We start from the raw sequence: 17385 nt of genomic DNA, 5'->3' as shown, positions 1-17385 counted from the left end.
CACCGCCAAGCCGCTCCCAGTGCATCCCCCCTCTCGTACATCCTCCGCATGGCGCCTGTCCCGCCAGGAACTGGCCCTGGTGGCCGTCACCATGGTGTGGGGCGCCACGTATCTGATCATTCACCTCGCCATGCGCACCAGCGGGCCATTGTTCTTCGTGGGCATCCGCTTTCTGGCGGCCGGGCTGCTGATGGCCCTGGTGTTCCGCCGCTGCCTGGCGGGTCTGACGCGGCGCGAGATGGGTGCGGGCGCGGCGATCGGCGTGGCTATCTTTCTGGGGTATGAGCTGCAGACCTATGGGCTGCAAACCATTCCCAGCAGCCAGTCTGCGTTCATCACGGCGTTGTTTGTGCCGATGGTGCCGCTGCTGCAATGGCTGGTGTTGCGCCGCCCGCCGCATGCGATGGGCTGGCTGGGGATCCTGTTTGCCTTCGTCGGCCTGTGGCTGCTGGCCGGGCCGCAAGCCGGGGCGTTTTCCTTGAGCCCGGGCGAGATCGCCACCTTGGCGGGGACGGGGGCGATCGCGGCGGAGATCATCCTGATCAGCCGGTTTGCGCCCACCGTCGATACGCGCCGCGTCACGGTCGTCCAGCTTTTGGCGGCGGGCGCGCTGTCCCTGCTGCTGATGCCGCTGGCGGGCGAGCCGGTGCCCGCCTTTTCGTGGGTCTGGTTCTGCAGCGCGCTGGGGCTGGGGCTCGCCAGCGCGGTCATCCAGTGGACGATGAACTGGGCGCAGAAATCGGTGTCGCCCACGCGCGCCACCGTGATCTATGCCGGCGAACCGGTGTGGGGCGGCGTGATCGGGCGCCTGGCCGGGGAACGGCTGCCGGCCCTGGCGCTGCTGGGCGCGGCCCTGATCGTGGCGGGCGTGATTGTGAGCGGGCTGCGGCCTACTTTTTCAAGGCGTCGCGGATTTCGCGCAGCAGCAGAACGTCCTCGGGGGTAGCCGGGGGGGCTTCGGGGGCCGGTTCGGCCTCGAAGCGGCGCCGGGCGTTGTTGACCAGCTTCACCATCATGAAGACCACCAGGGCCAGCAGCAGGAAGTTGACGAAAATGGTCAGGAAGTGCCCCCAGGCGAACACCACCGCGCCGGCCTTGCTCAGTTCGGCCATCGTCATGGCGCCGGCGTAGCCTTCGGGCAGGCGCAGCACCCAGAACAGATTGTCGAAATTGACGTTGCCGCCGAGGACGAAATTGATCAGCGGCATGAACAGATCGGCGACGACCGAGTCGATGATCTTGCCGAAAGCGCCCCCGATGATGACCCCGATTGCCAGGTCCATCATGTTGCCTTTGACGGCGAATTCTCGGAATTCTTTGATAAAACCCCTGGCTGCGCTCATTTTGGTATCCCTCTATCCGTTTACCCCATTGGGCGTAACGCTATAATACGCGGTTGAAGAACCTTGTGGGACGGCGTCCGAGCAGTCCCGCGCACAGGCAGATCACGTTCAAAACGCTCCGCCCCCGGGCGGCAACCAGGGATACCAGAATGAGTCAGCATCCGACACAGTCCGACGAGCAGGGCGCAGTCGACCCGAACCTGCCCCCCGATCCTTCGCGCCGTTTCTGGGTCGCGTCGGCCTGTACGCTGGGCGGAGTCGCCGGCGTCGCGACGGCCGTGCCTTTTGTCGGTTCGTTCGCGCCCTCCGAAAAGGCCAAGGCGGCCGGCGCGCCGGTCGAGGCCGATATCTCCGGGCTGGCCGAAGGCCAGATGATGACTGTCGAATGGCGCGGCAAGCCGGTCTGGATCGTGCGCCGCACCAAGGCCACCCTCGAAGACCTGCCCAAGCACGACGCCGAACTGGCCGATCCCCAATCCGACCGTCCCGGCTACACGCCGGAATGGGCCAAGAACGAATATCGTTCGCGCAACCCCGAATACTTCGTCTGCATCGGCATCTGCACCCACCTGGGCTGCTCGCCGACCTCGCATTTCCAGACCGGCGCCCAGCCGGGTCTGCCCAGCGACTGGCCCGGCGGCTGGCTGTGCCCCTGCCACGGCTCCACGTTCGACCTGGCCGGCCGGGTGTTCGCCAACAAGCCGGCCCCTGACAATCTCGAAATCCCGCCCTACGTCTTCTCCGCCGATGGCACCCGCATCACCATCGGCGTCGACGAAGACAACAAGGCCTGATGGACGTCCGCGTTCATCCTTTTGCGATATTGAATCTAGGAGCCTTTCATGGCCGATAAAAACGTCGAGACGACCGGGTTGCTGGGCTGGGTGGACAACCGCTTTCCCCTGACCAAAATGTTCAAAGAGCATATGTCTGAATACTATGCTCCGAAAAACTTCAACTTCTGGTATTTCTTTGGTTCGCTGGCGCTGATGGTGCTGGTGATCCAGGTCGTCACCGGGATCTTCCTGGTGATGAACTACAAGCCCGATGCGCGTTTCGCCTTCGAGTCCGTCGAATACATCATGCGCGAAGTGCCGGGCGGCTGGTTCATCCGCTACATGCACTCCACCGGCGCCTCGATGTTCTTCGTCGTGGTCTACCTGCACATGCTGCGCGGCCTGTTCTACGGCTCTTACCGCAAGCCGCGCGAACTGGTCTGGATCTTCGGCGTGGCCATCTTCCTGTGCCTGATGGGCGAAGCCTTCTTCGGCTACCTGCTGCCCTGGGGCCAGATGTCCTACTGGGGCGCTCAGGTGATCGTGAACCTGTTCTCCGCCATCCCCTTCATCGGCCCGGAACTGTCCCTGTGGATCCGCGGCGACTACGTCGTGTCCGACGCCACCCTGAACCGCTTCTTCGCCTTCCACGTGATCGCCATCCCGCTGGTGCTGATCGGCCTGGTCGTGGCGCACATCATCGCGCTGCACGAAGTGGGTTCCAACAACCCCGACGGCGTCGAAATCAAGCAGGGTCCGAAGGACAAGCACGGCCACCCCGTGGACGGCATCCCCTTCCACCCCTACTACTCGGTGCACGACATCGTGGGCGTGGCGGGCTTCCTGATCGTGTTCGCCGCGATCATCTTCTTCGGCCCTGAAATGGGCGGCTACTTCCTGGAGTACAACAACTTCATCCCGGCCGACCCGCTGAAGACCCCGCCGCACATCGCGCCGGTCTGGTATTTCACGCCGTTCTACACCATGCTGCGCGCCACCACCAGCGACTTCACCTGGGTGCTGGCCGCCGGCGCCCTGCTGGCTGCCGTGGCGCTGTTCGCCAAGGGCAAGCTCTCCGGCATCTGGCGCCTGGTCGTGCCCGGCATTCTGGTCGTGGTCGCCATCCTGCTGAAGGTCCTGGACGCCAAGTTCTGGGGCGTGGTGTCCATGGGCGGCGCCGTCGTCATCCTGTTCTTCCTGCCGTGGCTGGATCATTCCCCGGTCAAGTCGATCCGCTACCGTCCCAACTGGCACAAGGTGCTGTACGGGATCTTCATCGTCAACTTCCTGATCCTGGGTTGGCTGGGTACGCAGCCGGTGTCCCCGACCGCCACGCTCATCGGCCAGATCGGCACGGTCATCTATCTGGCGTTCTTCCTGGCGATGCCCGTCTGGAGCCGCTTGGGCACCTTCAAGCAGGTGCCTGACCGCGTCACCTTCCGGGCCCACTGAAGGCCGAACCACTGACTGTCACGGAAAGATCATGCTGAAAAAACTGCTCGGTGCCCTGGCCCTGTCCCTGACCTGCACGCTGGCTCTCGCCTCCGAGGGCGGTGCGCACCTGGATCGCGCCCCGGACCGCATCACCGACCTGGCGGCCCTGCAAAACGGCGCCAAACTGTTCGTCAACTACTGCCTGAACTGTCACAGCGCCAATTCCATGCGCTACAACAAGCTCATGGACCTGGGTCTGTCGGAAGACGAGATCAAGAAGAACCTGCTCTTCTCCCGCGAGAAGGTCGGCGACTTGATGACGATCTCCATGACTCCCGCAGACGCGAAGAAATGGTTCGGCGCCGCGCCCCCGGATCTGTCGGTGATCGCCCGCGCCAAGAACGCCAACTTCGGCCCGTCCGGCGTGGACTACATCTACACCTATCTGCGCACCTTCTACCGCGATTCCTCCAAGAAGACCGGCTGGAACAACGTCGTGTTCCCCAGCGTCGGCATGCCCAACGTGCTCTGGGAGCTCGAAGGCCCGCGCAGCTTCACCGAAATTGCGGTCCATCAGGTCGCCGACGCCCAGGGCAACGAGCACTGGGAACGCACCACCACGGTCTATGATGCCGATGGCATCCCGACCGCCAAGTCCGAACCCCTGAAGGACTACACCGGCGAAGCCTCGCACGTGACGCGCTTCGACTCCGCCGACGCCAAGACCTTCAGCAAGTTCGAAAGCGACGTCGCCGATCTCAGCAACTTCCTGGGCTGGATGGCGGAACCCGGCCAACTGGAGCGCAAGCAGATCGGTGTCTGGGTCATGCTGTTCCTGTTCCTGTTCCTGTTTGTCGCCATCCGCATGAATGCGGCATACTGGAAACACGTCCGCTAAGGGATCGCTGCGCTCTTCGGGGCCATGACCCTCCGGCCGCGCGGGCCGGGATGCCAGCCAGGCGTTGCCACGCCTGGCTTGCGTTTTCAGGACCGCGCGCGTTCTTCGTCTTTTTTTGCATTGGAACCCACGACATGATGGTGCTCTATTCCGGAACGACCTGCCCCTTTTCGCAACGCTGCCGCTTCGTGCTGTTCGAAAAGGGCATGGATTTCGAAATCCGTGACATCGATCTGTACAACAAGCCCGAAGACATCGCAGTGATGAACCCCTACGGCCAGGTGCCCATCCTGGTCGAGCGTGATCTGGTCCTGTATGAGTCGAACATCATCAACGAATACATCGACGAGCGCTTCCCGCATCCGCAGCTGATGCCGGCCGATCCGATCATGCGTGCGCGCACCCGCCTGTTCCTGTACAACTTCGAAAAGGAACTGTTCGTCCACGTGTCCACGCTGGAAAATCGCGGCATCACCGACGAAAAGGTCCGTGATGTGGCCCGCGCCAACATCCGTGACCGCCTCGCCCAACTGGCCCCGCTGCTGGTCAAGAACAAGTTCATGCTGGGTGAGGAATTCTCCATGCTGGACGTGGCCGTCGCCCCGCTGCTGTGGCGTCTGGGCCATTACGGCATCGAACTGCCCAAGAGCGCCGCGCCGATCCAGAAGTACGCCGAGCGCCTGTTTTCGCGTCCCGCCTACATCGAGGCGCTCACGCCGTCCGAAAAGGTCATGCGCCGCTGAACATGCAGGAATCTTCGACCAAACCGTATCTGATCCGTGCGCTGCACGAGTGGTGCACGGACAACGGCTACACCCCCTACCTGGTGGTCACCGTCGATGACAATACCGTGGTGCCGCCGGCCCACGTCCACGACGGGCAGATCACGCTGAACATCAGCCATCTGGCCACCAACCGTCTGACGCTGGGCAACGAATACATCGAATTCGAATCCCGCTTCAACGGCGCGGTGGAACACCTGTTCATTCCCGTGGGGGCCGTGTCAGCGGTCTATGCCCGCGAAACCGGCGCCGGCATGGGCTTCGAGGTCGTGGCCTCGCGCCCCTACCCGGGCGGCGATGAGCAACCCGCGCCGCAACCTGCGCCCGGCGTCGCCCCGGCCCCGTCGGATGACGGCCCGGACGCCCCCAAGCCGTCTCACTTGAAGGTCGTCAAATAGGATATTCCAGTCCTGTAGAATGACGATCCTTGGCCGGCTTAGCTCAGTTGGTAGAGCAGCTCACTTGTAATGAGAAGGTCGGGGGTTCGATTCCTCTAGCCGGCACCAGTCCGATTCATGCGAAACGCCGCCCCGTGCATTCAGGGCGGCGTTTTCGTTTCCGGGCGGAAACGCAAATCCCTATTTTGAGGTGTCGGATATCTGGAAATCCCGGATGGACGCGGATTTTTTGTTGCGTAAACTGGGCTGCATCGCAACAAACGTTTCAATCCATCCATGAGGGAGAGATGACATGATCAAACTGAACGTCCTGGCCGCTGCTGCTTTGTCCGCCGGCCTTGCGCTTGGCGCCACCCCTGCATCGGCTCAGACCCAGTTCGTCACGATCGGCACGGGCGGTGTCACCGGGGTCTATTACGCCGTCGGCGGCGCCGTCTGCCGTTTGATGAACAAGGACCGCGCCCAGACCGGGATCCGCTGCTCGGTGGAAAGCACGGGCGGCTCCGTCTACAACGTCAACACCATCCGCGCCGGTGAACTGGATATCGGCGTCGTGCAGTCCGACGTCCAGTACAACGCCACCAAGGGCGAGGGCCAGTTCAAGGACAAGGGCGCGATGGACGGCCTGCGCGCCATTTTCTCCATCCACCCGGAACCGCTCATGGTCGCGGCCCGCAAGGAATCCGGGGTCAAGCAGTTCCAGGACTTCAAGGGCAAGCGTTTCAACATCGGCAACCCGGGGTCGGGCCAGCGCGCCACGGTCGACCAGTTGCTGCCGAAGCTGGGCCTGCAGAAGTCGGACTTCGCCCTGGCGTCCGAACTGAAAGCGGATGAGCACGGCGCGGCTTTGTGCGACAACAAGATCGATGGCTTCGCCTATGTGGTGGGCAATCCGTCCGCCAACCTGCAGGACGTGACCACCACGTGCGCGGCCCAACTGGTCAATGTCACCGGGCAGGCCATCGACCAGCTCGTCGCCGAGTACCCCTACTACGCCAGCACCACCATCCCGGGCGGCACCTACGCCAATAATCCGGATGATGTGACGACCTACGGCGTGCTGGCCACGCTGGTGACTTCCGACAAGGCCTCGCCCGACGTCGTCTATCAGTTGACCAAGGCGGTGTTCGAGCATTTCGAGGAGTTCAAGAAACTGCACCCGGCCTTCGCCAATCTGGCGCCCGAACACATGATCAAGGACGGTCTGTCGGCGCCCCTGCACGAAGGCGCGGTCAAGTACTACAAGGAAAAGGGCTGGATGTAATTCCACGCCGCTTCACGCCATCTACCCAGGGTGCGGTCTGCTGACGCGGGCTGCGCCTTTTGTCACAGGAGACTGACGTTTGGCCCTCCCACACGATCATGAAACCGCTTCCCCGAGCCTGAGCCGCGAACAGTTGCAGCAGATGGTGGCCGAAGCGGATACGGGGGGACGCTCCCCGCAGGGCGTCATCGGCCGCTTCGTCATGCTGACCGCGCTGGCCTGGTCGCTGTTTCAACTCTGGATTGCCTCGCCGCTGCCGTTCACCTTCGGCATCGGGGTGCTGAATACCACCGAGTCGCGCGCCGTCCACCTGGCGTTCGCGGTTTTCCTGGGCTTTCTGCTGTTTCCCGCGTTCAAGCGTTCGTCGCGCCGACAGATTCCCGTCGCAGACTGGGTGCTGGCCGTCGTGGGCGCCTTCTGCGCCGGCTATCTGTATATGTTCTACGATGCCCTGTCCGGCCGGCCGGGCTTGCCGACCCCCCAGGACCTGGTCGTGGCCGTCCTCGGCCTGCTCACCTTGCTGGAGGCCACCCGCCGTGCCCTGGGCATGCCCCTGGTCATCATGGCGGTGGTGTTCATCGGCTACATCTTCCTCGGCCCCTATATGCCCGAGATGATCGCCCACCAGGCGATTTCACTGAACAAGGGCATGTCCCACCTGTGGCTGACCACTGAAGGCGTCTATGGTGTGGCGCTGGGCGTGTCCACCAGTTTCATCTTCCTGTTCGTGCTGTTCGGCGCCTTGCTGGAGACAGCCGGTGCGGGCAACTACTTCATCCAGTCGGCGATTTCGCTGCTGGGCGGCCTGCGGGGCGGTCCGGCCAAGGCGGCGGTGCTGGCCTCGGCGGCCACCGGTGTCATTTCGGGGTCCTCGATTGCCAATGTGGTGACCACCGGCACCTTTACCATCCCGCTGATGAAGCGGGTGGGCTACCGGCCGGACAAGGCCGGCGCGGTCGAATCGGCGGCTTCGGTCGACGGGCAGATCATGCCGCCCGTCATGGGCGCTGCCGCCTTTCTGATGGTGGAATACGTCGGCATCCCGTATTCCGAGGTGGTCAAGCACGCCATCCTGCCCGCCCTGATTTCCTACATCGCGCTGTTCTACATCGTGCACCTGGAGGCCGTCAAAGCCGGCATCCACGGGATTCCGCGCACGCATATCGCTCCCTGGAGGCAGCGCCTGATCTCCACGGGCATGACGATCAGCGGCCTGATCATCCTGGCCGCGATCGTGTATTACGGCTTTGGCTGGATCAAGACCGTTGCGGGCGACGCCTCGGTGCTGATCGCCGCCCTGCTGCTGGGGCTGACCTACGTCGGTCTGCTGAAATTCAGCACGCGCTATCCGGAATTGCAGATGGACGACCCGGAACAGCCGCTGGAGGCGTTGCCCGACATCGGGCCGACCCTGAAATCCGGCCTGTACTTCCTGCTGCCGGTGGTGGCCTTGATCTGGAACCTGATGGTCGAGCAGCTCTCGCCCGCCACGTCGGCCTTCTGGGCCACGATATTCCTGATCTTCATCCTGCTCACCCAGCGCCCGCTGACGGCCTGGTTTCGGGGGCAAGAGGATCTGGTTGCGCCCTTGCGGCGGGGCGCCTGCGATCTGCTCGGCGGACTGGTCACCGGGGCGCGCAACATGATCTCCATCGGCTTGGCGACTGCGGCGGCCGGCATCATTGTCGGCACGGTCACGCTGACCGGCGTGGGGCTGGTCATGACCGAGTTCGTCGAGCTGATTTCGGGCGGCAATCTGTTCATCATGCTGATCATGGTGGCGGTCATCTGCCTGATCCTGGGCATGGGCCTGCCGACCACGGCCAACTACATCGTGGTCTCCACCCTGATGGCGCCCGTGGTGGTGGAACTGGGTGCGCAAAGCGGGCTGCTGGTGCCCCTGATCGCCGTCCACCTGTTCGTGTTCTACTTCGGCCTGATGGCCGATGTCACGCCCCCCGTGGGATTGGCCTCGTACGCCGCCGCGGGCATCGCCCGCACCGACCCGATCAAGACGGGCGTGACGGCGTTTGGCTACAGCATCCGGACGGCGGTGCTGCCGTTCATGTTCATCTTCAACACGCAGTTGCTGCTGATCGACATCGGCGGTCCGGTGCAATTGGCCATTACGATCGCCTCCGCCATTGCGGCCAATCTGGTCTTCGTGGCGGCCACCCAGGGGTGGTTCCTGGCACGCAACCGCTGGTATGAAACCCTGGCGCTGCTGGTGATCGCCTTTTCGCTGTTCCGTCCGGGGTTCTGGATGGACCTGTGGATTCCGCCCTACACGCTGGAACCCGCCGGCCGCGTCATGGCGGTCGTCGAGGAAGCGCCTGCGGAGCATCCGCTGCGGCTCTGGATCGAAGGCGAAGACCTGGACGGCAGGCTGATTTCCAAGGGCGTCCTGCTGACCCTGGGCAAGCCGGGACCCGCGCCCGCGCGGCTGCAGGAAACGGGACTGCGCACCTTGGTCAACGGCGACCGGCTGGATATCATCGCCGTGCGCTTCGGCAGCCAGGCGGACCGGATGGGCGTCGGCCAGGGCTACTCGATCACCGGCCTGGAGGTGCCCAACGACCGGCCGGCGCCGGAATGGATGCTGCTGCCGACGCTGCTGGCGCTCGGGCTGCTGATGCTGGCCCAGTCGCGGCGCAGAGAGGACTGAGCGCTGTCTTTTTGATGTCGGGCCGCCCAATTCGGGGCGGCCTTTTCGCATGTGCGACGGCTGATCGACGGGAACCGGTTTCATCATCGGGGGATGCGTTTCGCATTACGAATGTGATTTCCACGAGGGCGGAAACTGGCTATCATTGGCGGTTACATTCGGAACAAGGCTGTTGCGATGTCGATGGGGCCGTCCGGCGGACGGCTTCAGGCGGCATCCGAACGGCATGAGGACGATGCGCCCGCAGACCATTTCCCTCGATACGACGATCATTCAGGCAGCGTGGGTCGCTGTTGCGGCGTTTCTGCTGACCGTGGCCAGCCTGCTGCTCCAGCCGGCGTTCGCCCGGGCGGCCCTGTGGCCGGCGAATGCGATTCTGGTGGGGCTGCTGCTGCGGCACGGGGCGCCTGTCCGCCCTTTGTCGTGGGCGCTGATGGGCGTCGGCCTGCTGCTGGCGCGCCTGAGCCTGGGCGCGGTCCCGGCCCAGGCCCTGGCCGGCGGCCTGGCGGACCTGGCGGGCGTCGGGGTGGCCTGGCTCATCCTGGCGCGTTTCTGGCCGCTGGACAATCTGCGCACGCCCCGGGCCGTGGTCCGGATGCTGCTGGCCGGCCTGTCAGCGGCAGCGGTCACCGTGGCCCTCGGTCTGCTCACCGGCTTCTGGCGGCCTCCTGCTACGGCGCTTCTGGAAAACATCGTCGGCAGCGTGTTCGGCCAATGGTTGGGCTATTGCCTGTTCCTGCTGCCTATCCTGCTGCTGCCCGGGATGGCGCCGTCCGGGGCCGACCGCCGCCATCGGGATCGAGGACTGCTGCAGCACCTGTGGGATTGGCCTGCGCGCATGCCGGGGTTTCTGCTGGCGGCCAGCCTGGCCTTGTGTTTTCTGCTGGGCGGGCCCGGCGCTTTGCTGCTGCCGTTCGCCGCCCTGCTGTACTGTACGCATGCGTATCAGCAATGGACGGCGGCCTGGCTGGCGCTGCTGTCGGCCTTGGGCGTCCTGCTCGGTTTCGAGGCCGGCTGGGCCTTGGTGCCGGGCGGCCTGCTGTCGCTGTTCGCCTGGAGCCGGATCTCGCTGCAGATGGGCGTCCTGTTGCTGATGATCGTGCCGCTGCTCATGTCCAGCGCGCTGGCCGCGCGCAGCGACCTGATCGTGTCCCTGAACCGCGCACTGGACCACGATGACCTGACGCAGGCCTTGTCCCGGCCGGCGTTCACGCGGGGCGCTCAGGAATATCTCCAGCGGGTTCCCCCGGCCCCGTACGGCAATGGGCTGATGATGCTGGACATTGATCATTTCAAGCTGCTCAATGACCAGCACGGTCATGCCGCCGGGGACAATGTGCTGCGCGAATTTTCCCGCACCATCCGCGACGCCATTCGTCCCGAGGATCTGTTCGGGCGGCTGGGCGGCGAGGAATTCGGCCTCATGCTGCCCGATTGTTCGCCCGAGGACGCCGCCGAGATCGCAGAGCGCCTGCGCGCCTGCGTGGAAAAGATCCGCCTCTACCTCGACAGCGACGAGCCCCTGCGGCTCACGGTCAGCATCGGCATCGTCCACGACCGGCAGGGCCCGCCGGCCGGTCTGGCCAAGCTGCTGTCGCATGCCGACCAGGCGCTCTATCAGGCCAAGTCTCAGGGCCGCAACCGGTACTGTGTCCACGGCGCCGAAGAGGCCGAGGAGGCCGGGGGTGAGGCGGAGCCGTCCCCGACGTAGTGCGCTTTAGCCTTGCGCGCGCAGTATCTTTGCCGCAGCGACGGCGAAATACGTCAGGATGCCGTCGCCGCCGGCGCGCTTGAAGGCCAGCAGGGATTCCATCATCACCTTGTCGTGGTCCAGCCAGCCGTTGGCCGAGGCGGCCTTGATCATGGCGTATTCACCGCTGACCTGATAGGCGTAGGTCGGCATGCCGAAGGCGTTCTTGACCTCGCGCAGCACGTCCAGGTAGGGGAGGCCGGGCTTGACCATCACCATGTCGGCGCCTTCGCGGATGTCGGCGGCGACTTCGCGCAGGGCCTCCAGGCGGTTGGCCGGGTCCATCTGGTAGGTGAACTTGTTCGACGCGCCCAGGTTGGCGGCCGAGCCCACCGCATCGCGGAAGGGGCCGTAGAAGGCGCTGGCGTACTTGGCCGAGTAGGCCATGATGCGGGTGTGGATGCGATCCTGGGCGTCCAGCGCCTGGCGCACGGCGCCGATGCGCCCGTCCATCATGTCGCTGGGGGCGACGATGTCCACGCCCGCCTGGGCATGGGTCAGGGCCTGGCGTACCAGCATGGCGACCGTGGGCTCGTTCAGCAACTGGCCGTCGGCGTCGATCAGGCCGTCCTGGCCGTGGCTGGTGTAGGGGTCAAGCGCCACGTCGGTGAGCACGCCCAGTTCGGGGAAATTCGATTTCAGCAGCGCCACGGTGCGCGGGATCAGGCCGTCCGGATTGGCGGCCTCCAGACCGTCGGGCGTCTTCAGGGACGGATCGATGTGCGGGAACAGGGCCAGTACGGGGATGCCCAGTTCCAGGCATTGTTCGGCCGTGCGCAGCAGCACGTCCGGGGATTGCCGCACCACATCCGGCATCGAGGACACCGGATCGCGCACGTCGCGGCCTTCGCAGACGAACACCGGATAGATCAGGTCGTCCGCGGACAGGCGGGTTTCGCGCACCAGGCGGCGGGAAAAGTCGTCGCGCCGGTTGCGGCGCAGGCGCGCGGTGGGGAAGTCGACGGGAGGCAGGAAGGCGGTCATGCGGAACTCCGGAAAACACCCGCCGCGCGGGCGGGGCGATGAAAGGGCTGGGGACGCCGGCGCGCTCAGGGCACGGCCTGGGGCGAGATCCAGTTTTCGATGTGGACGGCGGCCTCGTCCAGGCCGATGCGATGGGTGGCGGAAAAGGGCAGCGCGGTCAGCGTGCCGATGTCGGCCAGGTCTTTGCGTGCGCGCGCGACAGCCTGGACGCGTTGGCCGTAGGGCAGCTTGTCGGCCTTGGTCAGCAGCGCCAGCGTCGGCAGGCCGCGCAGGGCGATCCAGCGGGACAGGCGCCGGTCCAGGTCGGTGACGCCCCGGCGGATGTCGATCAGCAGCACCACGCCGGCCAGGCTGGAGCGTTCGTGCAGGTAGCCGCCCAGGACCTCGGCCCATTCGTCGCGCGCCGCGCGGTCCACGGCGGCGTAGCCGTAGCCGGGCAGGTCCACCAGAAAGCCGAGCCAGGCGTCCGGCTCGATCGGGTCGGGCAGGCCGAACAGGTTGATCAGGCGTGTGCGGCCGGGCGTCTTGCTGGAAAAAGCCAGCCGCCGCTGGTTGGTCAGCACATTGATGGCCGACGATTTGCCCGAGTTGGAGCGGCCGACGAAACAGACTTCGGCGGTGGTCGGGGGGGGCAACTGGTCCAGCCGGGCGGCGGACACCGTGAACCGGGCGCGATGGAGGAGAGACACGGGGGTGAGCTCGACAAGGAGGGCGGGTGAAGCCTATTGTATAATTTCAGATTGAATGTTGCCGCGCAGCGCGTATCCCGGGCGGATACCCGCGCCGGCTCTGTCAGGCGCCGGCCTCCGGCGTCGTGAACGAATCACCACCGAGGATCTCATGAAGCGTGCGCTTTCCAGTGTGTTCATGGCCGGCAGCCTGATTCTCGCCGGCGCTCTGCCCGGCCTGGCCCATGCCGAAGACGCGCAAAAACCCGATGCCAAGGCGGGCGAACAACTGTTCGTCAACGGCGATCCCGCGCGTGGCGTGCTGGCCTGTGTCACCTGTCACGGGGACGGCGGCAACAGCACGATCCCCATGAATCCGAACCTGGCCGCGATGCCGCACGAATACATCGCCAAGCAGTTGCGTGATTTCGCGCCGCAGGGCGACAAGCCCGCCGTGCGTACGGGCGCTGACGGTGCGCCGTCCATCATGTCCACCATCGCGCCCGCCCTGACGGCTCAGGATATCGCGAACGTGTCGCTGTACTTGTCGCACCAGAAGATGGACTGGGACAAAGCCGGCACCGCCAGCAAAGAAGCCTCCATGGAACGCGGCCAGACCATCTGGCGCGCCGGCATCGCGGATCGCCAGGTCCCGGCCTGTGCCGCCTGTCACTCGGCCAATGGCGCCGGCCTGCCGGCCGAGTTCCCCCGCCTGGCCGGCCAGCATCCCGAATACCTGCTGGATCAGCTCAAGCTGTTCCGTTCGGGCGACCGGGCCAACAGCATCATGCACGACATCGCCGACCGCATGAACGACAAGGACCTGGCTGCCGTCGCGGACTACGCCGCAGGCCTGCGCTAGTCCCGGCTCCGGGCGCATGTCCCGGTCGCGTACAGGGTCTTGGGGGGATCCCGGCGCGCACCGGAGTATCGTTAAAACTTAAAACTTTTGAATCGAGGGGGGCACGCGCAAGCGCACCCCCTATTTTTTTGCGAGTCGGGCTGCTGTGGCGTCTTCCACCCATTCCCGCGCCTTGGGCGCTGATGTCATCGAACTGCTGGGTTCGATGCGTTTCGCCATCAGCCTGCTGGTGTTCATCTGCGTGGCCAGCCTGATCGGCACCGTGCTGCCCCAGAACCAGGGGACCAATACTTACGTGGATCAGTTCGGGCCGTTCTGGTTCGAAGTGTTCGATCAGTTCTCCATCTGGCACATCTACAACAGCGCCTGGTTCCTGCTGATCATGGCCTTTCTGGTGGTGTCGACCACGCTGTGCGTGCTGCGCAATGCGCCGAAGATGCTGCGTGACATGCGCTCGTTCCGGGAATACGTGCGCGGCTCCAGTCTCAAGGCCTTTCATCACCGGGTCGAGCTGGACAGCGGCAGCACGCCCGACCAGGCTTGTGCCGAGGTGGGCGCGCTGCTGCAGGCCCAGGGCTTTCGCTACCGGGTGCGCGCGGACGGCGACAGCCGCATGGTGGCTGCGAAAAAGGGCGCGGCCAACCGCCTGGGCTACATCTTTGCGCACGTGGCCATCGTCGTGATCTGCCTGGGCGGCTTGCTGGACAGCGAACTGCCGGTGCGGCTGCAGACCTGGCTGTTCGACAAGCAGCCCGTGATCGGCAATATGCTGATTTCCGACGTGCCCGAGTCCGGCCGCCTGTCGGCGCGCAATCCCAGCTTCCGCGCCAATATGCTGGTGCCCGACGGCAAGCAGAGCAGCGTGGGCATCGTGTCGGCGGGCCAGGGCGTGCTGCTGCAGCCGCTGCCTTTCACGCTGAAGCTCAATAAATTCCACATCGCCTACTACGACACCGGCATGCCCAGCGATTTTCGCAGCGACGTGACGGTGACCGATCTGGCGACCGGCAAGACCTTCGACCAGACGATCCAGGTGAACGAGCCGCTGCATTATCGCGGCGTCACCGTCTACCAGTCCAGCTTCGACGACGGCGGCAGCAGCCTGCAACTGAAGGCCTGGCCCCTGCAGGGCGCCGCCGCGCAGCCGGTGGACGTGTCCGGCAAGGTCGGCGGCGAATCGAAGCTGCCCGGCAGCCTGGGCGGGCAGACGGTGGACTACACCGGCCTGCGCGTGATCAACGTCGAGAACATGGGCGACAGCCAGAATCCGCAGCCGACCGACGTGGTCGCGCACGTGGCCGCCGTGACCGGCAGCGCGGCCCGGCCCCGCAACGACGGCCTGCGTAACGTCGGACCCAGCGTGCAGTACCGGCTGATCGGCGCCGACGGCCAGGCGCACGAATTCAACCAGTACCTGCTGCCGGTCAAGATCGACGACGCTCCGGTGTTCCTGATGGGGGTGCGGGATACGGCTTCGGAGCCCTATCGCTATCTGCGCATCCCGGCGGACGGCCAGGGCACGGTGGCGGAATTCATGCGGCTGCGCGCGGCGCTGGATGACGCCGATCTGCGCGATCAGGCGGCGCAGCGGTTCGCGGACCACAACGCGCCCGAGGGCGAGCAGCGCGAACTGATGTTCCAGGCCGCGCGCGGGGCGCTGCGGACCTTTGCGCGCGACGGTTTCAACGGCATCATCGACGCCGCGCCCGCCGAGCAGCGGGAAAAAATCCTCAACTTCGCCGTACCCATGATCCAGCTCAGCCTGACCGAATTGCGCGACCTGGCGCGGGCACGGGCCGGCGAGCCCGCGCTCGATCCCCTGGGCCCCAATGCGGAACACGAGCGCCAGTGGATGCGCCTGGCCGTGCTGGCGCTGGCGACGCTGCCGGATTATCCTGCCCCTGTGGCCCTGCAGTTGACCGGCTTCGAGCAGGTTCAGGCCAGCGTCTTCCAGGTGGCGCGCAGCCCCGGCAAGACCGTCGTCTACATCGGCTGCCTGCTGCTGGTGCTGGGGGTGTTCTCGATGTTCTACATCCGCGAACGCCGCGTCTGGGTGTGGATCCGGCCGCAGGATGGGGGCAGCGCCTGGCTGGCCGCCATGACGACTCAGCGGCGCACCCTGGATTTCAACCACGAATTTGAACGGCTGCGAGATGCCCTGCGCCGCCTGTCCGGAGGACACGATCATGACGTCTGATTCCATCGCCGCACGCGACGCGGCTGTCTGGCCGCAAGACATGAACGCCAGCGGCGACCGACGCGGCCGACGAGGCCGGCCCGACTGGACTGATTTCGGCTTCTTCCTGCTGCTGGCGGCGGGCGCGGCCCACGTGCTGACGGACTACGGCACGTTCATGGATTACTACGAAAAGCTGATCCTGATCGGCGCGGTCGGCCTGTTCAGCTGGATGGGCTGGTTGTGGCGGCCGCTGCGGACCCTGATGGTGGCCGCCGGCCTGACGGCGCTGCTGGCGGTCTGGCTCTACAGCCCCACGGGCGAGTTGCTGCAAGGCGATCTGTCGCGGGCCGAGAGCGTCTTCCTGCTGAAATACCTGATCTCCTCGCAGTCGGCCATCCTCTGGATGTGCGCCCTGTTTGCGCTGGCGACGATCTGCTATTGGATCGGCTTCGCCAGCAACACGGCGGCCTGGCTGGGCAGCGTCCTGACCTGGACGGCGGTCTACGCCGGGGTGACCGGGCTGCTGGTGCGCTGGCGCGAAGGCCATCTGCTGGGGCCCGACATCGGCCATATCCCCGTCAGCAATCTGTACGAAGTCTTCGTCCTGCTGTGCCTGATCACGGCGCTGTTCTACCTGTACTACGAACGCCGCTACGCCACGCGCGCCCTGGGCGGTTTCGTGCTGCTGGTCATCAGCTCCCTGGTGGTGTTCCTGCTGTGGTATTCCTTCACCCGCGACGCCTACCAGATCCAGCCGCTGGTGCCTGCCCTGAAAAGCTGGTGGATGAAGCTGCACGTCCCGGCGAATTTTATCGGCTACGGCACCTTCAGCCTGGCGGCCATGGTGGGCTTTGCCTATCTGGTCAAATCGCACGGCGAGACCCGCACCTGGAAGCCGCTGGTGCCGGTGTTCCTCCTGGGCGCGGTGCTGTGCGCCGAGCCGCTGATCTTCGGCTCGCGTGAACTGTCCGCCACCTGGATGCTGTATTTCGGCATTGGCGCGCTGATCGTGGGCACGATTCTGACGTTCCGCGCGCCGATCGCCCGGCGCCTGCCCTCGCTGGAAATCCTGGACGACATCATGTACCGGGCCATTGCGGTGGGCTTTGCGTTCTTCACCGTGGCGACGATTCTGGGGGCGCTGTGGGCGGCTGACGCCTGGGGCACCTACTGGCAGTGGGATCCCAAGGAAACCTGGGCGCTGATCGTCTGGCTGAATTACGCCGCCTGGCTGCACATGCGCCTGATGAAGGGCCTGCGCGGCGCCATGTCCGCTTACTGGGCGCTGTCGGGCCTGCTGGTGACCAGCTTCGCCTTCCTGGGCGTCAATATGTTCCTGTCGGGCCTGCACTCGTACGGCGAGCTGTGATTGAATCGGGGCT

Annotated in this window: 15 protein-coding genes and 1 tRNA gene; 13 read left to right on the top strand and 3 right to left on the bottom strand. The window is 65.2% G+C overall.

All coding sequences use genetic code 11. The annotated features are described in order from the left end of the window. The first annotated feature begins 91 nt into the window (after positions 1–91). Positions 92–946, top strand: coding sequence for a DMT family transporter (locus ACFO0J_RS12235; protein ID WP_376813539.1), 855 nt, complete (start codon positions 92–94; stop codon positions 944–946). On the opposite strand, the gene mscL is transcribed toward ACFO0J_RS12235, so the two are convergent. Beyond that, complete coding sequence (gene mscL / locus ACFO0J_RS12230; RefSeq protein ID WP_376813367.1) at positions 891–1343, bottom strand: large conductance mechanosensitive channel protein MscL; 453 nt, start codon at positions 1341–1343, stop codon at positions 891–893. The genes ACFO0J_RS12235 and mscL overlap by 56 nt on opposite strands. 149 nt (positions 1344–1492) lie before the next feature. Here mscL and petA point away from each other — a divergent pair, with 149 nt between their 5' ends. The 9 genes from petA to ACFO0J_RS12185 all read left to right on the top strand — a co-directional run bounded on the left by petA (position 1493) and on the right by ACFO0J_RS12185 (position 11271). Next, complete coding sequence (gene petA / locus ACFO0J_RS12225; protein WP_376813366.1) at positions 1493–2137, top strand: ubiquinol-cytochrome c reductase iron-sulfur subunit; 645 nt, start codon at positions 1493–1495, stop codon at positions 2135–2137. Positions 2138–2185: 48 nt separating this feature from the next. Then, positions 2186–3571: a cytochrome b gene (locus ACFO0J_RS12220; RefSeq protein WP_376813365.1), complete on the top strand. Its 1386-nt coding sequence runs from the start codon at positions 2186–2188 to the stop codon at positions 3569–3571. A gap of 31 nt (positions 3572–3602) precedes the next feature. Beyond that, entirely contained in the window at positions 3603–4451 is an 849-nt protein-coding gene (locus ACFO0J_RS12215; protein ID WP_376813364.1) for a cytochrome c1, read from the top strand. Positions 4452–4585: 134 nt separating this feature from the next. Continuing rightward, positions 4586–5194, top strand: coding sequence for a glutathione S-transferase N-terminal domain-containing protein (locus tag ACFO0J_RS12210; protein ID WP_376813363.1), 609 nt, complete (start codon positions 4586–4588; stop codon positions 5192–5194). Between the two features lie 2 nt (positions 5195–5196). Continuing rightward, the gene (locus ACFO0J_RS12205; RefSeq protein WP_376813362.1) at positions 5197–5631 is read left to right on the top strand and encodes a ClpXP protease specificity-enhancing factor; all 435 of its coding nucleotides are present in this window, start codon (positions 5197–5199) and stop codon (positions 5629–5631) included. A gap of 32 nt (positions 5632–5663) precedes the next feature. After that, positions 5664–5739, top strand: a tRNA-Thr gene (locus ACFO0J_RS12200). 184 nt (positions 5740–5923) lie between these two features. After that, on the top strand, positions 5924–6895 hold the full coding sequence (locus ACFO0J_RS12195; RefSeq protein ID WP_376813361.1) for a TAXI family TRAP transporter solute-binding subunit: 972 nt from the start codon (positions 5924–5926) through the stop codon (positions 6893–6895). 79 nt (positions 6896–6974) lie between these two features. Next, the gene (locus ACFO0J_RS12190; protein ID WP_376813360.1) at positions 6975–9560 is read left to right on the top strand and encodes a TRAP transporter permease; all 2586 of its coding nucleotides are present in this window, start codon (positions 6975–6977) and stop codon (positions 9558–9560) included. A gap of 235 nt (positions 9561–9795) precedes the next feature. Then, positions 9796–11271 carry a GGDEF domain-containing protein gene (locus ACFO0J_RS12185; RefSeq protein ID WP_376813359.1) on the top strand — a complete coding sequence of 492 codons (1476 nt, stop codon included), beginning with the start codon at positions 9796–9798 and terminating at the stop codon, positions 11269–11271. Between the two features lie 6 nt (positions 11272–11277). Here ACFO0J_RS12185 and hemB read toward each other — a convergent pair whose 3' ends face one another. Continuing rightward, positions 11278–12294: a porphobilinogen synthase gene (gene hemB / locus ACFO0J_RS12180; RefSeq protein ID WP_376813358.1), complete on the bottom strand. Its 1017-nt coding sequence runs from the start codon at positions 12292–12294 to the stop codon at positions 11278–11280. 65 nt (positions 12295–12359) lie between these two features. Next, positions 12360–12983 carry a ribosome biogenesis GTP-binding protein YihA/YsxC gene (gene yihA / locus ACFO0J_RS12175; RefSeq protein ID WP_376813357.1) on the bottom strand — a complete coding sequence of 208 codons (624 nt, stop codon included), beginning with the start codon at positions 12981–12983 and terminating at the stop codon, positions 12360–12362. Positions 12984–13134: 151 nt separating this feature from the next. Here yihA and ACFO0J_RS12170 point away from each other — a divergent pair, with 151 nt between their 5' ends. From ACFO0J_RS12170 to ccsB, 3 genes are all read left to right on the top strand, one after another. Further along, positions 13135–13824 (top strand): c-type cytochrome, encoded by a 690-nt coding sequence (locus ACFO0J_RS12170; RefSeq protein ID WP_376813356.1) that lies wholly within the window; start codon positions 13135–13137, stop codon positions 13822–13824. 205 nt (positions 13825–14029) lie between these two features. Then, positions 14030–16021, top strand: coding sequence for a cytochrome c biogenesis protein ResB (locus tag ACFO0J_RS12165; protein ID WP_376813538.1), 1992 nt, complete (start codon positions 14030–14032; stop codon positions 16019–16021). Between the two features lie 40 nt (positions 16022–16061). Next, the gene (gene ccsB, locus ACFO0J_RS12160; protein WP_376813537.1) at positions 16062–17372 is read left to right on the top strand and encodes a c-type cytochrome biogenesis protein CcsB; all 1311 of its coding nucleotides are present in this window, start codon (positions 16062–16064) and stop codon (positions 17370–17372) included. Positions 17373–17385 lie beyond the last annotated feature (13 nt).

It is taken from the genome of Castellaniella hirudinis, from assembly GCF_042651965.1.
Taxonomy (GTDB): domain Bacteria; phylum Pseudomonadota; class Gammaproteobacteria; order Burkholderiales; family Burkholderiaceae_B; genus Castellaniella; species Castellaniella hirudinis.
The sequence above is the reverse complement of the archived record's forward strand: the minus strand, read 5'-3'. Positions and strand labels throughout refer to the sequence as shown.